Genomic DNA, 14,703 nt, shown 5'->3' with positions numbered 1-14,703 from the left:
GGTTGGGTTTAATGCCCTTTTATGAAATTAAAAGTAAGAATTGCATCAATTTATTTCATGGTTTCATGGATTTAAATGATCCAACTCATGCTTTTAAACATAAAAAAATAATAATGGATAGGGTGGTATTTATGACTAAAGTGAGGAAAGCAATCATTCCCGCAGCAGGCTTGGGGACCCGATTTTTACCCGCTACAAAGGCAATGCCTAAAGAAATGCTCCCTATTGTGGATAAACCGACCATTCAATACATCGTTGAAGAAGCTGTAGCTTCCGGGATTGAGGACATTATTATTGTAACGGGCAAGGGAAAACGTGCGATTGAAGATCATTTTGACAGCGCGTTTGAACTGGAGCAGAATTTGCTCGAAAAAGGAAAGCTCAGCTTACTGGAAGAAGTCCGGAAGTCCTCCAACGTTGATATTCATTACATAAGGCAGAAGGAAGCGCTGGGACTCGGGCATGCAGTCTGGTGTGCTCGAAATTTTATTGGTAATGAACCGTTTGCTGTATTACTTGGCGATGATATTGTGGTTTCGGATGTGCCGTGCACGAAGCAACTCATTCAGCAATATGAGAAGGTCAACCAGTCTGTACTCGGAGTAAAAACAGTAAGTCCAAGTGAAACTTACCGCTATGGAATTATTGATCCCCTGCATACAGAGGGACGTTTATCTTCTGTGAACAGCATGGTTGAAAAGCCACCTTTGGGTACAGCACCTTCCAATTTGGCTATTATGGGCCGTTACATTTTGACACCGAAAGTATTTGAGTATCTGGAAGAACAAAATGTGGGTGCGGGTGGTGAGATTCAGCTCACGGATGCGCTGCAAATGCTGAATCGGGATGAAGGAATCAGTGCTTATGACTTTGAAGGCTCCCGGTTTGACGTGGGTGAGAAGCTGGGCTATATCCTGACGACACTTGATTTTGCCCTCAAAAATAAAGAATTGCGTGCGCCGGTTCTAATGGCGATCGAAGAGATTCTGATGAAGGAACAATTGAACCAAATGCTTGTAGCAGGAGGGGATAGTCTGTGAAACTTTCAAGACCGGAATACTTTGGGAGTGGAGAAGCCCTGGCCAAGGATGGCACTTCGGCAGTATTGGAACAGCCTTACTCCCAGCGTGTTGGCGGATATGCTGACGTAATAAAACCGTTTATTGATTTTATTATTGCGGCTGTGCTGTTGCTGATTACATCACCGGTCATGCTTGTTGCAGCGCTTATGATTAAGCTTGATTCCAAAGGACCTGTAATATTCAGACAAGAACGTTACGGGAAAAACGGAGTTAAATTTAGTATTTATAAATTCAGAACGATGCGTACAGATGCGCCCAAATATGGCGTATCTCCAACGACAAGCGATGATCCGAGAATTACACGGCTGGGTAGATTACTTCGTAAAACGAGCCTGGATGAGCTGCCACAATTGCTGAATATTATCAAGGGTGACATGAGCTTCATAGGTCCCAGACCTGAAATGAAGCGAATCGTAGAAGAAAGCTACACGGATCTGGAGCGCAGACGGTTTCTGGTGAAACCAGGAATTACTGGGTTATGGCAAGTAAGTGATGTTCGCAAAGAGCCGATTCACCACAATCTGCAATATGATTTTCACTACATCTCTAACGTTTCCTTAAAGATGGATATCATTATCATTTTTAAAACCATTGGCGTTATGATTAAAAGTAATACATTTTAACCTACTCATTAGATAATATGGAGTGTGATCGCATTGAAACATGTTGTAGTGACGGGAGCGGCCGGTTTCCTAGGCTCACATCTAGTCAAATCATTAATTGATCAGGGACATCAGGTTACCGGAATAGATAACCTTTCAACAGGCGTTTCTAAAAATCTGCAAGAGGTGGCTAACAGCCCCCTCTTTTTTTTCGTTGAAGCTGATGTAACGCTGCCCGACTCACTGGATTTTCTGGTAGATCAGCCAGTAGATGAAGTCTATCATCTGGCCTCACCTGCTTCACCCAAATTCTATCAGGCGGATTCGATCGGAACGATCTGGGTGAACACTCGAGGAACCTATCATTTGTTGGAGCTCGCCCGTACCAAAGGAGCCAAGTTCCTGTATTCGAGTACGAGCGAAGCTTATGGAGATCCCGAGGTTCATCCACAGCCTGAGAGTTATCGAGGTAACGTGAACACTTGGGGACCAAGAGCCTGTTATGATGAGGCCAAGCGTTTGGGCGAAGTGTTTTGTTATGAATACTACACGAAACACAGTGTTCCCGTGAAGGTAGCGCGTATTTTCAATACGTATTCCTCAGGACTCCGAAACGATGATGGTCGTGTCATTTCCAACTTTGTAACACAGGCACTGACAGGACAGGATATTACAGTATACGGGGACGGATCACAGACTCGCTCATTCTGTTATGTGGATGATAACATTCGAGGACTACAGCAGCTGATGGCTGTAGATAGAGCGAATGGGGAAATCATCAACATTGGTAATCCCACAGAATATAGCGTACTTGAAGTTGCTCGTTTGGTTAAAGAGCTTACGCAATCAGACAGCAATCTTGTTTTTTTACCTTTGCCAGAAGATGACCCTAAGGTTAGACGTCCGGTCATTGACAAGGCTCGAGAAATTTTAAATTGGGAACCGGAGATTGGCTTGGAAGAAGGATTAAAACTTACGATCGATCATTACCGGGCGATGCTGCAGGAAACCTCATGAAGCTGATAAAGTGAGTTGAGAAGAATGGAAAAAGTATTAATTGCTCACAGCTTGTATCCACCCCATATTATTGGAGGCGCGGAGATATCAACACAAATTCTGGCGCAGACGATGAATCGTCATTATGAGGTCAAAGTCATTACTGTAGGTGGGCACGAGAAAAGGGAAATACGTACAGAGATGATTAACGGGGTTGAAGTCTCGCGGCTGCCTTATAACAATCGGTACTGGATCGGAGATACTGTACAAGAAACGTCCGCAGCCAATAAGATGATGTGGAGAGTCCAGGATATTTTTAATATCAGGCAATATCGATACATCAAGGCATTTCTAACCAGAATACAACCTGCTATTATTCATACCCAGAATATCCCTGGTCTGAGCCTGGCGATCTGGAAGGCTGCACATGAGTTGAATATTCCGGTTGTGCATACCCTACGTGATTTTTCATTAATTGACCCGATCAAAATTTCTGCCTACTCCAGGTTATATAGGCAAATATCAAGAAGATCCAGCCGAATGATATCTTCGGTCATTGGTATATCCAATCATATCCTTGGGAGTCATACAACGCTTGGTTTCTTCGAACAATCCTCCAAACATGTCATTCATAACATTGTAGAGGAGAACAACAATGTCCAGCAGTTGTATGCACAGAAAGAGATTCACCATCATCAGCCATTGAATATCGGTTATTTTGGGCAATTAACCGAAGTAAAGGGTGTTCAATATCTAATTGAGGCGGTAAAAAGTCTTGGACAGGATATTGTGGGCAACCTGCATATTTTTGGGGATGGTCCACTGCTGCACCATTTGAAACAGTTAGCAGGGTCCGAATCACGCATTATTTTCAGAGGGAAACTGGATAAATCTCAGATTGCCTTACAGATGAAAGAGATGGATCTCACCGTTGTTCCCTCCACTTGGGCTGAACCTTTTGGAAGAGTTGTGATCGAATCGTATCAGGTAGGCACGCCTGTGTATGCTTCTCGTGTTGGAGGCATGCCAGAGATTCTGGTTGAACCGGGGAAATTTTCATTTCCTGCCTACAATTCAGAGGCTATTGCTCAAGGAATTCTTCAATATTATCATTTACCCGAACAGGATAAGGTTCAATTGAAACAACAGTGTTATGCGCATAGCCAGACTTTTAATGAAGCCTATCTTCTTAAAGAACATATCAATATATACGATAAGTTAATCAGGCGTGGAGGGTAAAATGCAAATTACTTCCTTGAATGCCAGACCCCATTCGTATGTTTATGTGAAGCCAGAATCACAGTATTCACTATTCAATACAACCGTCCATATATTGCTGATCTATTTATCCTTCTATGGTCTGGTCTCTATTTATGTCGATAACATCATCATTCGTTCACTAAAGGACGTAGGCATGGTGTTGGTCGCGATCTTTGCTTTAGGGAAAGTATACCGAAGCCAGACTTTATTCATTAGGCCTTTTCTATTCATATTGGGTTCAGTTATTGCACTAGGTGCGTTAAATCTGTTACTGGGTGCGAGTGTTGTAACACTTATATACGGGATTAAAATCACATTTTTACCGTTAATTATGATGTTTACCGGGATGCTCATCTCACAATGTCAAGGCATTTATGCGTTTGCCAGAACAAACCTGATTATATTTATTTTATTAATTGTTGGTTGGCTGGTTCAGTACTCACTTGGGATTGAAAAGTTGATTTCGCTTGGTTTTATCTATGGAGTGAACATTAAAAACTATTTAGAAGGTGTACCTCGCCTGTCATCTATAACCTATTCACCTGACGGATATGCGTATGCTTTGCTTATAACAGGCTTGATTGCAGAACGAACTAAAATGGCATTGAAACATCGTTTTTTTCGAGTAATCATTCAATTACTGACAATCAGCTTCTTGCTATTGTCGACCATTCGATCAGCACTGTTACTATGGTTTGTATATCAAATCATTATGTTCTTTCTCCAGATTCGAAAATATAGCAAAAAAAACACACTGCTAATTGGCGTTACTTTCATGCTGCTCCCAGCAGCTGTGTTCTTCGGGAGCAGAATGCTTGAATCTAAAAATTTGCTTTCCAGTTCTTCCTTATTGGATCGGTTACAGACATGGGGGAACAGTCTTACTTCTCCGTTTACGATGAATGGAGTAATTGGCAATGGCATTGGTTCGGTAGGGGCGGCAAGCCGGAGAACGTATATGATCGGTGTGAACTCTAGCAATTTTGCGGTAGACAATCAGTATTTTTCCTTATACGAGCAGACAGGTTGGATCGGAATCATTTATTTTGTCGTTTTATTTATGTGGATTGTTGTCTCTCTTGTCAAGAAAATGAATACGTCAACTGACTCGAGCCCTTTGCGTCTGCCTCAGATGGCACTTGCACTTGGCGCGGGAGTGGCAGCTGCAAGTCTTACAACGAATGTACTTGAGTTGTTTCCTGCCAACGTTTTCTTCTGGATGCTCATTGGCATGGCTATTGTTCGGTCTCGTAATTCAGGGGAAATATCACAGAAAGTGGGGTGAGAAGATTGAGGATTTTACACATCGGCGAATACGTCGTTGGTGGAATGGCGACCTATCTTAATGAAGTTGTTGGATACCAACGTGAATTTTTCGATGTTTATCTGCTGATGAGTGACTATAATTCGGCTTCTGATTTTGATTTGGAGCCAGATCATATTCTGCGTTATAAGTATACACGTCACCCCAAATACTTTTTCGCAGCCATGAGACAAATTCATCAAGCCATTAAGTCTATTCAACCAGATATTATTCATATTCATAGCTCATTTGCGGGTATCCTCGCAAGGGGCTTATTTTTTATTTTTCCACAGAAAGCCAGCGTTTTTTATTGCTCCCATGGCTGGGCTTTTCTAATGGACACCAAACCATTGTACAGAAAAGGTTATTTTTTAATAGAAAAACTTATGGAATATAAAACGGATGTCATTGTTAATATTTCCAAGTATGAACTGGAACAATCTTTACGCTTGGGTTTATCCGCTTCTAAGTCCAAACTTGTCTATAACGGTATACGTGAACGCGAAGCTAGTGACTTTATTCCCTTAAGCAAATCTTCAGAGGAGACGGATATCATTCAGTTGTTATTCGTGGGCAGGTATGACCGACAAAAAGGGCTTGATATTGTTCTGGATATGTTTAAAAAACATCCGGAATTGCAGCAGCACATTCGCTTGTATGTTATCGGAGACACCGTACTTGAAGACAAGGTATGGGAATTTCCCGAAAACATTATTCGTCTTGGCTGGGTGAACAATGCGGAAATCGATCGATATTATCAGCAATGTGATGCGGTCATCATGCCATCCAGATGGGAAGGTTTTGGACTTGTTGCTATCGAGGCTATGAAGAATCGGAAACCCGTTATCGGAAGTAGTCGCGGAGCTTTACCGGAACTCATTCAGCATGGTGAAAGTGGATATATTTTTGATATTGAACATTCTCATGAACTGTTGAACATCCTGAAGAACCTAGATAAGGCTGAATTGGTAGCAATGGGTGAGGCAGGTTATGCCATCTATAAGGATAAATTTAACGCTTCTCGGATGAACGAAGAAATTGTGGGGCTCTATTATGAGGCGTTTACAGGAGCTTCTGTTCAGGAAATACCCGTGACGAGTCGCTTAGAATTTTCGAAGAGAGCTGGAGATGCACATGATTAAAATATATATTAATGCTCGTTTTTTGACCCAGACCATAACCGGAGTTCAGCGATATGCACTGGAGCTTGTAAAAGAAATGGATCAATTGATTGATCGGGGTGAAATTGACGGAAACCGTTATGAATTTTGCTTATTATCTCCCTCCAATATAATTAACGAACCAGCATTCAAGCATATACGCCACAAAGCGGTTGGTAAGTTGAAAGGACATCTTTGGGAGCAACTTGAACTTCCCTTTTATGCCAAGGGAGGATTGTTAATCAACCTGTGTAACACGGGTCCGGCTTTTAACAAAAATCAGATTGTAACCATCCATGATGCTGCTGTCTTCAATTACCCGAAGGCTTTTTCTTTTGCTTTCCGTGCCTGGTACAAATTTTTGATGGTTCGACTGGGGAAAACATCCAAGAAGATTATTACTGTATCTCACTTCTCCAAAGGAGAACTGATGCAGCACTGTAAAATAGCGGAGCACAAGCTCGTGGTCACTCATCTGGGTATTGATCACATTCATCGAAAAAAGGCGGCTGCAGGAACGATCGAAAAATATGGTATTCAATCACCTTATGTCTTGGCTGTGAGTACGATGAATCCCTATAAAAACTTCAACTTGATTTTTGAAGTATTACCTGAGATCGAAGCTCACAATCTGAACGTTGTTATTGTTGGTTCTAAAAACAGTAAAGTTTTTGGTGAACAGACATGGGCCAAATCCGATGCTGTTAATTGGGTGGGCTATGTTACAGATGAGGAATTAAAGGCGCTTTACGAGGATGCGGCTGGGTTTATATTTCCTTCCTTGTATGAAGGCTTCGGCTTGCCGCCTTTGGAAGCAATGGCGTCAGGTTGCCCCGTTATTGTATCTTCTCGTGCATCCATTCCAGAAGTATGTGGAGATGCTGTTTTGTATTTTAATCCGGACAGTCCGAAAGAAGCAGCTTCACAATTGATTGAAATTACATCCAATCCGGAATTAAGCAAGCAAATGTCTTATAAAGGAAAAGATCACTCGGGTCTGTTTTCCTGGAATAAATGTGCTAAAGACACGGTGAACATCATTATGAACACGATGTAGATACTCTTTCCATAAGACCTCTCAAGGGAGATAAAATGTATGAATAAGGTTTTTGTTGCTATTGATTTCCCCCCGGAAAAAGGAGGGATTCATGATTATGCTTATGGACTTATATCTCAGATTCCGGCAGAAGAGACCACGGTTCTAACGAATAAAATAAAGGATGTTGCAGCCTCCGAACAATTTGACCAGAAGGCCGATTTCGAGATTATCCGGAAGCGAATCTTTTGGAATTCCAATAAGCTCCTGCTCATCGTATCGCAGCTTATCCTAGTCTTCCAGCTTATTATTCTGAAATGGCGCAAAAAGGCGGACGAAATACATTTTGTTAACATATTTCCAGTAGGCATCGCTGGCCCGTTGATGAAAACATTTTTTGGAGTGAAATATTTCCCTTATGTTCACGGTCTGGATGTTATGGGGATGGTGAAGAGCAAGTTATTCCCACTCCTGTTGTTCATTTTGAGGCGGTCTGACAAGGTGATTGCCAATAGCCAGTATACGAAGTCAAAGTTGGTTGAGCTCGGTATTCCAGAGCTGCAAATTGTCATTATCCCACCAGGATTAAACGTAAGCAAATTAAACGCTAATTCTGGACTTCATGAAGATATCCGGGATAAATATAATCTGCATGATAACAAAGTGATGATAACCGTCTCGCGTTTGGTGGAGCGCAAGGGACATGATGTTACTCTTAAAGCGATTAGTCATGTGATCGAGCGGATTCCTAATCTGAAATATCTAATATGTGGAGAGGGTCCACACAGAGGGGAACTGGAACGTTTGGTGAGGCAGTACGGATTAGATTCTGTAGTTGTTTTCACAGGCGGCATTACTGACCATGAGCTGCATCAATTATATGAATGTTCTGATTTATTCATCATGCCCAGCCGCGATATTAAGGAAAAAGGTGATGTAGAAGGTTTCGGAATCGTATTCCTTGAAGCTAATTACTACAGATTACCTGTGATTGCGGGCAATAGTGGTGGAATTCCTGACGCAGTAAAGGACGAGATAACCGGTTATCTGGTAAATCCTCTGGATGAAAAGGAAATCGCCAATCGTATCGAAGAATTGATTACAGATGAAGGACTGGCCAGAACGATGGGAAATAACGGTTATGACTGGGTCACTAATCATTGCTTATGGTCGCATCGCGGACAGCTGTTGAAGCAATTAGCCTGAACAAATAAAACTTTATATTTGGGGTGAGATCATGAGGGCTTCAGTATCCATTTGTACACACAACAGAGCAATAGACACGATGCAGGCTGTTGAAAGTGTTTTGAATGGGGACACGGGTAGTGCTGATTACGAGATACTGGTTATTGATAATAATTCAACTGATAATACCAAAGAATTATTCGACTCTCTTAACATGCCAGCGCATGTTCGCTATATTTTCGAGCCTCAATTAGGATTATCCTATGCAAGAAATAGAGCGATACAGGAAGCGAAGGGGGAGTTTATTTTATTCCTGGATGATGACGCACTAGCGTGTTCTACCTGGATTAGAGAAGTCGTTAGAATTTTTGATATGGATTCCCAAATTGGTTGTGTTGGTGGAAAAATAGTACCTATCTGGGAGGGGGGGAAGCCTGATTGGATACCACATGATATCGTTAGTCTGTATACGCTGATGGATTTTTCGAGCGATATTGTGGAAATGCAGGCACCTTCTATTCCTTTTGGAGCTAATGTAGCTTTCAGGATGAGTATTTTTCAGCAGATTAAACCATTTAGAGAAGATTTGGGACGTGTAGGTAGCAATTTAATGTCAAGTGAAGAAAGTGAGCTAATTGGCCGAGTTCGTCAAGAGTATAAAGTTTTTTACAGTCCATACGCTATTGTAGAGCACAAAATAGCAAAAAGTAGGTTAACTAAACGTTGGTTACTGCGAAGAGTTTATTGGCAAGGCATTAGTGATGCAACACGTTATAAGAAGAGTGGATGGGGAATATTCAAGCATACTGTAAGGATTATTCAAGCGGCATTATTAATATTAATCTCATTTAATAATGTCCAAAAGGTCATGAGTGAAATGGCAAAGATATCTTATCGTAACGGAACGATCGTAGGGTCTTTCCGGAACAGCAGAGGACTGAACACCTGATGAACATGGCAATTGCCAAAAAACCAAGGCAGCATAGCATGGTGCAGACCATTTTTATGACCAGTGTTGCCAATATTCTTATTATGGCTGTGACAACGCTCACTTCTATTATTACAGCTCGAATGTTCGGGGCAACGGGTAAAGGTGAACTTGCTGCTGTATTGTTCTGGCCCGCCTTTATATCTGGTCTAGCTGCATTTGGTCTGCCAACCTCGTTAATCTACAATGTGAAAAAGAACATCAATCAATTACCCACATACATCAGCATGAGTTTTGCAGTTCAAATTCCTATCAGCTTGATCGCTGGGATTGTAAGTTGGTTTGGCATCTCTTTCTGGCTCTCCGGGTATTCGGAATCGGTCGTTTCCATTGCTCGCTGGTATACCGTATCCATGGTTCCTGTAATGCTGTTTATGGGAGTGCTTGCAGCCGCCGCCCAAGGAACGGATAAATTCCATATTTATAATCTATCCAGGCTGTTTGCTCCCTTATTTAATCTTGTTGGTCTGGTGTTCCTGTGGATAACAGGCATATTGACGGTGGAAAGAGCAATTATTGTTAGTTTTGCAGCGAATATACTTGTATTAATCTGTTACATGTATGCCATGCGTCAGCAAATATTCAGTTCAGTAAGCAAGCTGGCAGGCCAATTTAGAACCTGTGTTCACCTATTCAGTTATGGCATTCGAGTATACGGTGTGGAACTGCTTGGTACTTTGTATAACCAGTTCGATAAAATTATTATTTTAGCTTTGCTTACACCCAAAGATTTTGGGTTGTATTCGGTTGTTTTTGCCCTCTCTCGAATGTTTAACGTAGTTCAGACTGCCATAACGAATGTGATCTTTCCGAAGGTCGCAGGCATGGAGCAGCAGAAGGTGCTGACTCTTGTAGGCAGAGCCTTCCGCATTAGTATGGTTCTTATGACGATCATCATCATACCTAGTATGCTGATTGGTCGTTTTTTTATTGGAATACTGTTCGGACCGGAATTTCTTGAAGCTAGCGGTGTGTTTTATTTGTTATCTCTGGAATGCATTGTTGGCGGAGGGTCCTGGATTCTGGCTTCGGCATTCAATGCATTGGGCAGACCTGGTGTAATTGTACTCCGGCAAATTGTAGCATTGGCAGTGACCATTACTTTATTTTTTGTGCTCACTCCACTTCTGGGCTTATACGGAATAGGGTTGGCATTATTGCTCGGTTCCTTTGTTCGCATGTTGATGTCATTGGCATCTGTATCCATTATTTTCAAAATGCCTATGCATAAGATGTTGTACAACAAGGAAGATATTACGTTTCTAAAGGAAAGATTGAGAGAGAAAAATATACTTAAAGGAGCCGGAAAAGATGCCAAACGTTCAAAGGATTCATCCCATGGATGAGTTAAAAAAGCGGCTTGAATCGATATTGGAGGTCGTACCTCCTAAATCCAAAATTTATTACATTGATTATCCGGTATATAGTAACGGCGGCGATATATTAATTATGAAAGGAGCAGAGGCTTTTTTTAAGAGCAACCATATTCACGTTTCTGCAAGATACAGTGTGCATGATTTTCATGAAAACATTCATATCCCAGAAGACCACATTATTGTTCTTAGTGGGGGAGGTAATTTCGGGGATTTGTATGAAGCTCATCAGAAGGTGAGAGAAGCAGTTGTTCAGAATTTTCCTCGACACAAAATAGTAATTTTGCCTCAGACTATTTTCTATAAAGAGGAAAGCAACATTCTTAAAACAGCAGCAATTTTTAATAAACATACAAATCTCCATTTATATGTGCGAGATGAGTCATCTTATCAGTTGGCATCTACGTATTTTATAAATTGTCATGTTGCTCTTCTTCCAGATATGGCGCATCAACTTTGGCCAATAAAAGTAAAGATTAATCCAAGCAAAGAGAGACTCAATTTTTATAGAACCGATATTGAAAAAAATTCAGAACAAACCCCGATAGAAGTACAAGGGGATAATCAGGATTGGCCAACATTATATAACAGATATGAAAAGAAATTTATTTATTACATCAGTAAAGGATTGAAAAAGCGGGCGTCACGAGCCATTTCACAGTTTTTATGGATGAAATATAGTGATTATCTGGTGAACAAGGCTATTCGTTGTTTCGCAGACTATCGCATGATTCATTCTTCCAGATTACATGGACACATCTTATCTTGCCTTATGGCAAAACCCAATGTGCTGATTGATAACTCCTACGGGAAAAACTCGGGATATTATAGCATCTGGACTCATGAAGTTAACTCGGCAAACATGGATTCCTCTTCAAAAGCCGGTTCTCCACTTGCGCCTAACTATATGGAAACAACCGCAACCGTATAAAAAATCCGGGTCCAATGTGAGTAAACTATAGAGAGTGGAGTGATAACCATGAGAATCGTACTTCTCTCCGGTGGATCAGGCAAGAGGTTATGGCCCTTATCCAACGATACGAGATCGAAGCAGTTCCTGAAAGTACTGGAGGGCCCTGAAGGGCAGACTGAATCCATGGTTCAACGCGTATGGAGGCAACTGCAGCACACAGGGCTAAGCGAAAAGGCCACGATTGCAACGAGTAAGCCACAGGTGGAGATTTTGCGAAGTCAACTGGGCGATGAGGCTGATCTTGTCGTAGAGCCGGAACGCAGAGATACCTTTCCTGCGATTGCCTTAGCAGCTGTTTATCTGTACTCGGTACAGGGTGTCAGTCTGAACGAAACGGTCGCTGTACTTCCTGTTGATCCATATGTGGAGGAATCCTTTTTCTATAAAGTTACGGAGCTTGAAGGAGTGTTGGATGAGTCTGGTGCGGAACTCGCATTAATCGGGGTGAAGCCCACCTATCCTTCAGAGAAATACGGTTATATTATTCCCGATCCACACGAAACTGAAAAACACAACCATTACGCCAAAGTATCACGTTTTCAAGAAAAACCCTGTGAGACTGAAGCGGCAGAGATGATAGAGCAATCTGCCCTTTGGAATTGCGGGGTTTTTGCATTCAAGCTGAATTATCTCATTAATCTGCTGATCTCACTTGAACTGCCAATTCAATATGAAGAGATGCTCAAACAATACGGAAGGCTGGAGAAAATCAGTTTCGACTATCAAGTTGTTGAAAAGGCCTCTCAAATTGTAGTTACTCCTTACGATGGATATTGGAAAGACCTTGGGACCTGGAATACGCTGACAGATGAGATGAGCACCAACATTGTGGGCAAGGGAGTAGTTACAGATAGCTCATTAAACACACATTTGGTCAATGAGTTGAATATCCCGGTATGTGTACTAGGCGTTTCAAACGTAATTGTAGCTATAAGCCCAGATGGTATTCTGGTCAGCGAGAAAGAGGCTAGTCCACAAATCAAAGAAATTCTTAAAGATAGTGCGGAACGTCCCATGTATGAAGAACGACGCTGGGGCTGTTATAAAGTTCTTGATTATACACGGAATTCCCAGGGAGAAGAGGTACTAACCAAGCGCATTATTATTGGGGCTGATAAAAATTTATCTTACCAATATCATCTGAAACGAAACGAAGTTTGGACAGTTGTTTCCGGGCAAGGTGAGTTGATTCTGGATGGTGATTTAAAACAGATTAATCAGGGCGATACCATTTCAATCCCATCTGGCGGAAAACATAGTGTAAGAGCTATCACAGAACTTGAAATCATTGAAGTTCAGATGGGCAGTGAGCTGGTGGAAGAGGATATCGTACGAATCGAGATGGAATGGAAAGATATTATCCAAAATTGCGTGAATTGGGGGAAAACAAGATGAATATTGCGGTGATTGGAACAGGGTATGTAGGTCTTGTATCGGGAGTATGCTTTTCGGAGATCGGCAACCAAGTCATCTGTGTGGACAACAATGAGGCCAAAGTGAAGATGCTCAACGAGGGCAACGTGCCCATCTACGAGCCCGGCCTCAAAGAGTTGATGGCTTCCAACATGCAAGCAGGCAAACTATCGTTCACCTCCAATATTGCTGATGCGATTAGTCAGTCGGATATTATCTTTATCGCTGTAGGCACGCCTTCTCTTCCCAACGGCGAGGCCAACCTGAGCTATGTGGAGCAAGTAGCTATAGAGATTGGAAGTCACATAGAAAGCTACAAAATTATTGTGACCAAAAGCACCGTTCCTGTAGGCACCAATGATCGTGTTCGTGAGCTGGTTAGCAGTATTTCATCTCAGCCTTTCGATGTGGCTTCGGTTCCCGAATTCCTTCGAGAAGGATCTGCAGTCAAGGATACGCTGAATCCTGACCGGATTGTCATTGGAACAGACAGTGATCGTGCGATTAAATCACTAAAAAAACTTCATCGGCCATTGACCGAGAACCTGATCATTACGGATATTCGGTCGGCAGAAATGATTAAATATGCTTCCAATGCATTTCTTGCTACCAAAATCTCATTTATCAATGAAATCTCGAATATATGTGAAAAAGTAGGCGCTGACGTTACACGAGTAGCCGAAGGCATGGGCTACGATAAACGTATTGGAGCTTCCTTTTTGAAGGCAGGTATTGGTTATGGGGGTTCATGTTTTCCAAAAGATACACAGGCGCTAATTCAGATCGCAGGCATGGTGGATTATGATTTTAGACTGTTAAAATCGGTTGTCCAGGTAAACCAGGATCAGCGTTTTCATGTCATTCACAAACTGGAAGAGGCGCTAGGATCTTTAAAAGGAAAAACAATTGCTGTCTGGGGATTAGCGTTTAAACCGGAGACAGATGACGTGCGGGATGCTCCAGCAATCGATATCATTCAGCATTTAAGTGATGCCGGAGCAGTAATCAAGGCCTATGATCCCATTGCAACTGCGAACTTCCGTAAAGAAGTAGATGTCGCCTCCATCACGTGGGAAGAGAATCCGCTTCATGCTGCTGAAGGAGCAGACGCCCTGTGCGTGTTGACTGAATGGAAGGAATTCGCTCATATCGATCTGAATGAACTGGCCAAAATTATGAAGGATCCCATCATGATTGATGGTCGTAATCTGTATAGCGCTGAACAGGTTCAGGCGTCTACTCTTCAATATTATTCTGTTGGTCGTCCGGGTTTGACGAAGCTGGAAGGGAAAGCGGCAGCAATCATCTAACCGCTATTCATCATCTTGAATG

Annotated in this window: 13 protein-coding genes; all 13 read left to right on the top strand. The window is 42.0% G+C overall.

Going from position 1 to position 14,703, the window contains the following annotated elements; genetic code table 11:
* The first annotated feature begins 131 nt into the window (after positions 1–131).
* From galU to HW560_RS31890, 13 genes are read left to right on the top strand one after another with little or no spacing between them, the layout of a single operon-like run.
* Positions 132–1,040, top strand: coding sequence for a UTP--glucose-1-phosphate uridylyltransferase GalU (gene galU, locus HW560_RS31950; protein ID WP_079695397.1), 909 nt, complete (start codon positions 132–134; stop codon positions 1,038–1,040).
* Positions 1,037–1,705: a sugar transferase gene (locus tag HW560_RS31945; RefSeq protein WP_218152266.1), complete on the top strand. Its 669-nt coding sequence runs from the start codon at positions 1,037–1,039 to the stop codon at positions 1,703–1,705. Before galU ends, HW560_RS31945 begins: the two co-directional genes overlap by 4 nt.
* 33 nt (positions 1,706–1,738) lie before the next feature.
* Complete coding sequence (locus HW560_RS31940; RefSeq protein ID WP_179265561.1) at positions 1,739–2,701, top strand: SDR family NAD(P)-dependent oxidoreductase; 963 nt, start codon at positions 1,739–1,741, stop codon at positions 2,699–2,701.
* A gap of 24 nt (positions 2,702–2,725) precedes the next feature.
* Complete coding sequence (locus HW560_RS31935) at positions 2,726–3,919, top strand: glycosyltransferase family 4 protein (RefSeq protein WP_179265560.1); 1,194 nt, start codon at positions 2,726–2,728, stop codon at positions 3,917–3,919.
* A 1-nt stretch (position 3,920) separates the two neighbouring features.
* Positions 3,921–5,225 carry a hypothetical protein gene (locus HW560_RS31930; protein ID WP_179265559.1) on the top strand — a complete coding sequence of 435 codons (1,305 nt, stop codon included), beginning with the start codon at positions 3,921–3,923 and terminating at the stop codon, positions 5,223–5,225.
* Between the two features lie 5 nt (positions 5,226–5,230).
* On the top strand, positions 5,231–6,385 hold the full coding sequence (locus tag HW560_RS31925) for a glycosyltransferase (protein ID WP_257031548.1): 1,155 nt from the start codon (positions 5,231–5,233) through the stop codon (positions 6,383–6,385).
* Positions 6,378–7,460: a glycosyltransferase family 4 protein gene (locus HW560_RS31920; protein WP_090901916.1), complete on the top strand. Its 1,083-nt coding sequence runs from the start codon at positions 6,378–6,380 to the stop codon at positions 7,458–7,460. The genes HW560_RS31925 and HW560_RS31920 overlap by 8 nt, the downstream gene beginning before the upstream one ends.
* A 39-nt stretch (positions 7,461–7,499) precedes the next feature.
* Positions 7,500–8,645 carry a glycosyltransferase family 4 protein gene (locus HW560_RS31915; RefSeq protein WP_090894232.1) on the top strand — a complete coding sequence of 382 codons (1,146 nt, stop codon included), beginning with the start codon at positions 7,500–7,502 and terminating at the stop codon, positions 8,643–8,645.
* 31 nt (positions 8,646–8,676) lie between these two features.
* Positions 8,677–9,573 carry a glycosyltransferase gene (locus HW560_RS31910; RefSeq protein ID WP_179265558.1) on the top strand — a complete coding sequence of 299 codons (897 nt, stop codon included), beginning with the start codon at positions 8,677–8,679 and terminating at the stop codon, positions 9,571–9,573.
* A complete protein-coding gene (locus HW560_RS31905; RefSeq protein ID WP_179265557.1) occupies positions 9,573–10,958 on the top strand; it encodes a lipopolysaccharide biosynthesis protein in 1,386 nt (461 codons plus the stop codon). Before HW560_RS31910 ends, HW560_RS31905 begins: the two co-directional genes overlap by 1 nt.
* On the top strand, positions 10,924–11,916 hold the full coding sequence (locus HW560_RS31900; RefSeq protein ID WP_179265556.1) for a polysaccharide pyruvyl transferase family protein: 993 nt from the start codon (positions 10,924–10,926) through the stop codon (positions 11,914–11,916). The genes HW560_RS31905 and HW560_RS31900 overlap by 35 nt, the downstream gene beginning before the upstream one ends.
* Positions 11,917–11,964: 48 nt before the next feature.
* A complete protein-coding gene (locus HW560_RS31895; protein WP_179265555.1) occupies positions 11,965–13,353 on the top strand; it encodes a sugar phosphate nucleotidyltransferase in 1,389 nt (462 codons plus the stop codon).
* Entirely contained in the window at positions 13,350–14,681 is a 1,332-nt protein-coding gene (locus tag HW560_RS31890; RefSeq protein ID WP_090894244.1) for a UDP-glucose dehydrogenase family protein, read from the top strand. Before HW560_RS31895 ends, HW560_RS31890 begins: the two co-directional genes overlap by 4 nt.
* The last annotated feature ends 22 nt before the right edge of the window (positions 14,682–14,703 follow it).

Source organism: Paenibacillus sp. E222 (genome assembly GCF_013401555.1).
Taxonomy (GTDB): Bacteria; Bacillota; Bacilli; order Paenibacillales; family Paenibacillaceae; genus Paenibacillus.
The sequence above is the reverse complement of the archived record's forward strand: the minus strand, read 5'-3'. Positions and strand labels throughout refer to the sequence as shown.

Bases quoted from the DNA above. Each gene is read 5' to 3' on its own strand.
- galU (WP_079695397.1), top strand. From the start codon at position 132: ATGACTAAAGTGAGGAAAGCAATCATTCCCGCAGCAGGCTTGGGGACC.
- HW560_RS31935 (WP_179265560.1), top strand. From the start codon at position 2,726: ATGGAAAAAGTATTAATTGCTCACAGCTTGTATCCACCCCATATTATT.
- HW560_RS31930 (WP_179265559.1), top strand. From the start codon at position 3,921: ATGCAAATTACTTCCTTGAATGCCAGACCCCATTCGTATGTTTATGTG.
- HW560_RS31920 (WP_090901916.1), top strand. From the start codon at position 6,378: ATGATTAAAATATATATTAATGCTCGTTTTTTGACCCAGACCATAACC.
- HW560_RS31915 (WP_090894232.1), top strand. From the start codon at position 7,500: ATGAATAAGGTTTTTGTTGCTATTGATTTCCCCCCGGAAAAAGGAGGG.
- HW560_RS31910 (WP_179265558.1), top strand. From the start codon at position 8,677: ATGAGGGCTTCAGTATCCATTTGTACACACAACAGAGCAATAGACACG.
- HW560_RS31905 (WP_179265557.1), top strand. From the start codon at position 9,573: ATGAACATGGCAATTGCCAAAAAACCAAGGCAGCATAGCATGGTGCAG.
- HW560_RS31900 (WP_179265556.1), top strand. From the start codon at position 10,924: ATGCCAAACGTTCAAAGGATTCATCCCATGGATGAGTTAAAAAAGCGG.
- HW560_RS31895 (WP_179265555.1), top strand. From the start codon at position 11,965: ATGAGAATCGTACTTCTCTCCGGTGGATCAGGCAAGAGGTTATGGCCC.
- HW560_RS31890 (WP_090894244.1), top strand. From the start codon at position 13,350: ATGAATATTGCGGTGATTGGAACAGGGTATGTAGGTCTTGTATCGGGA.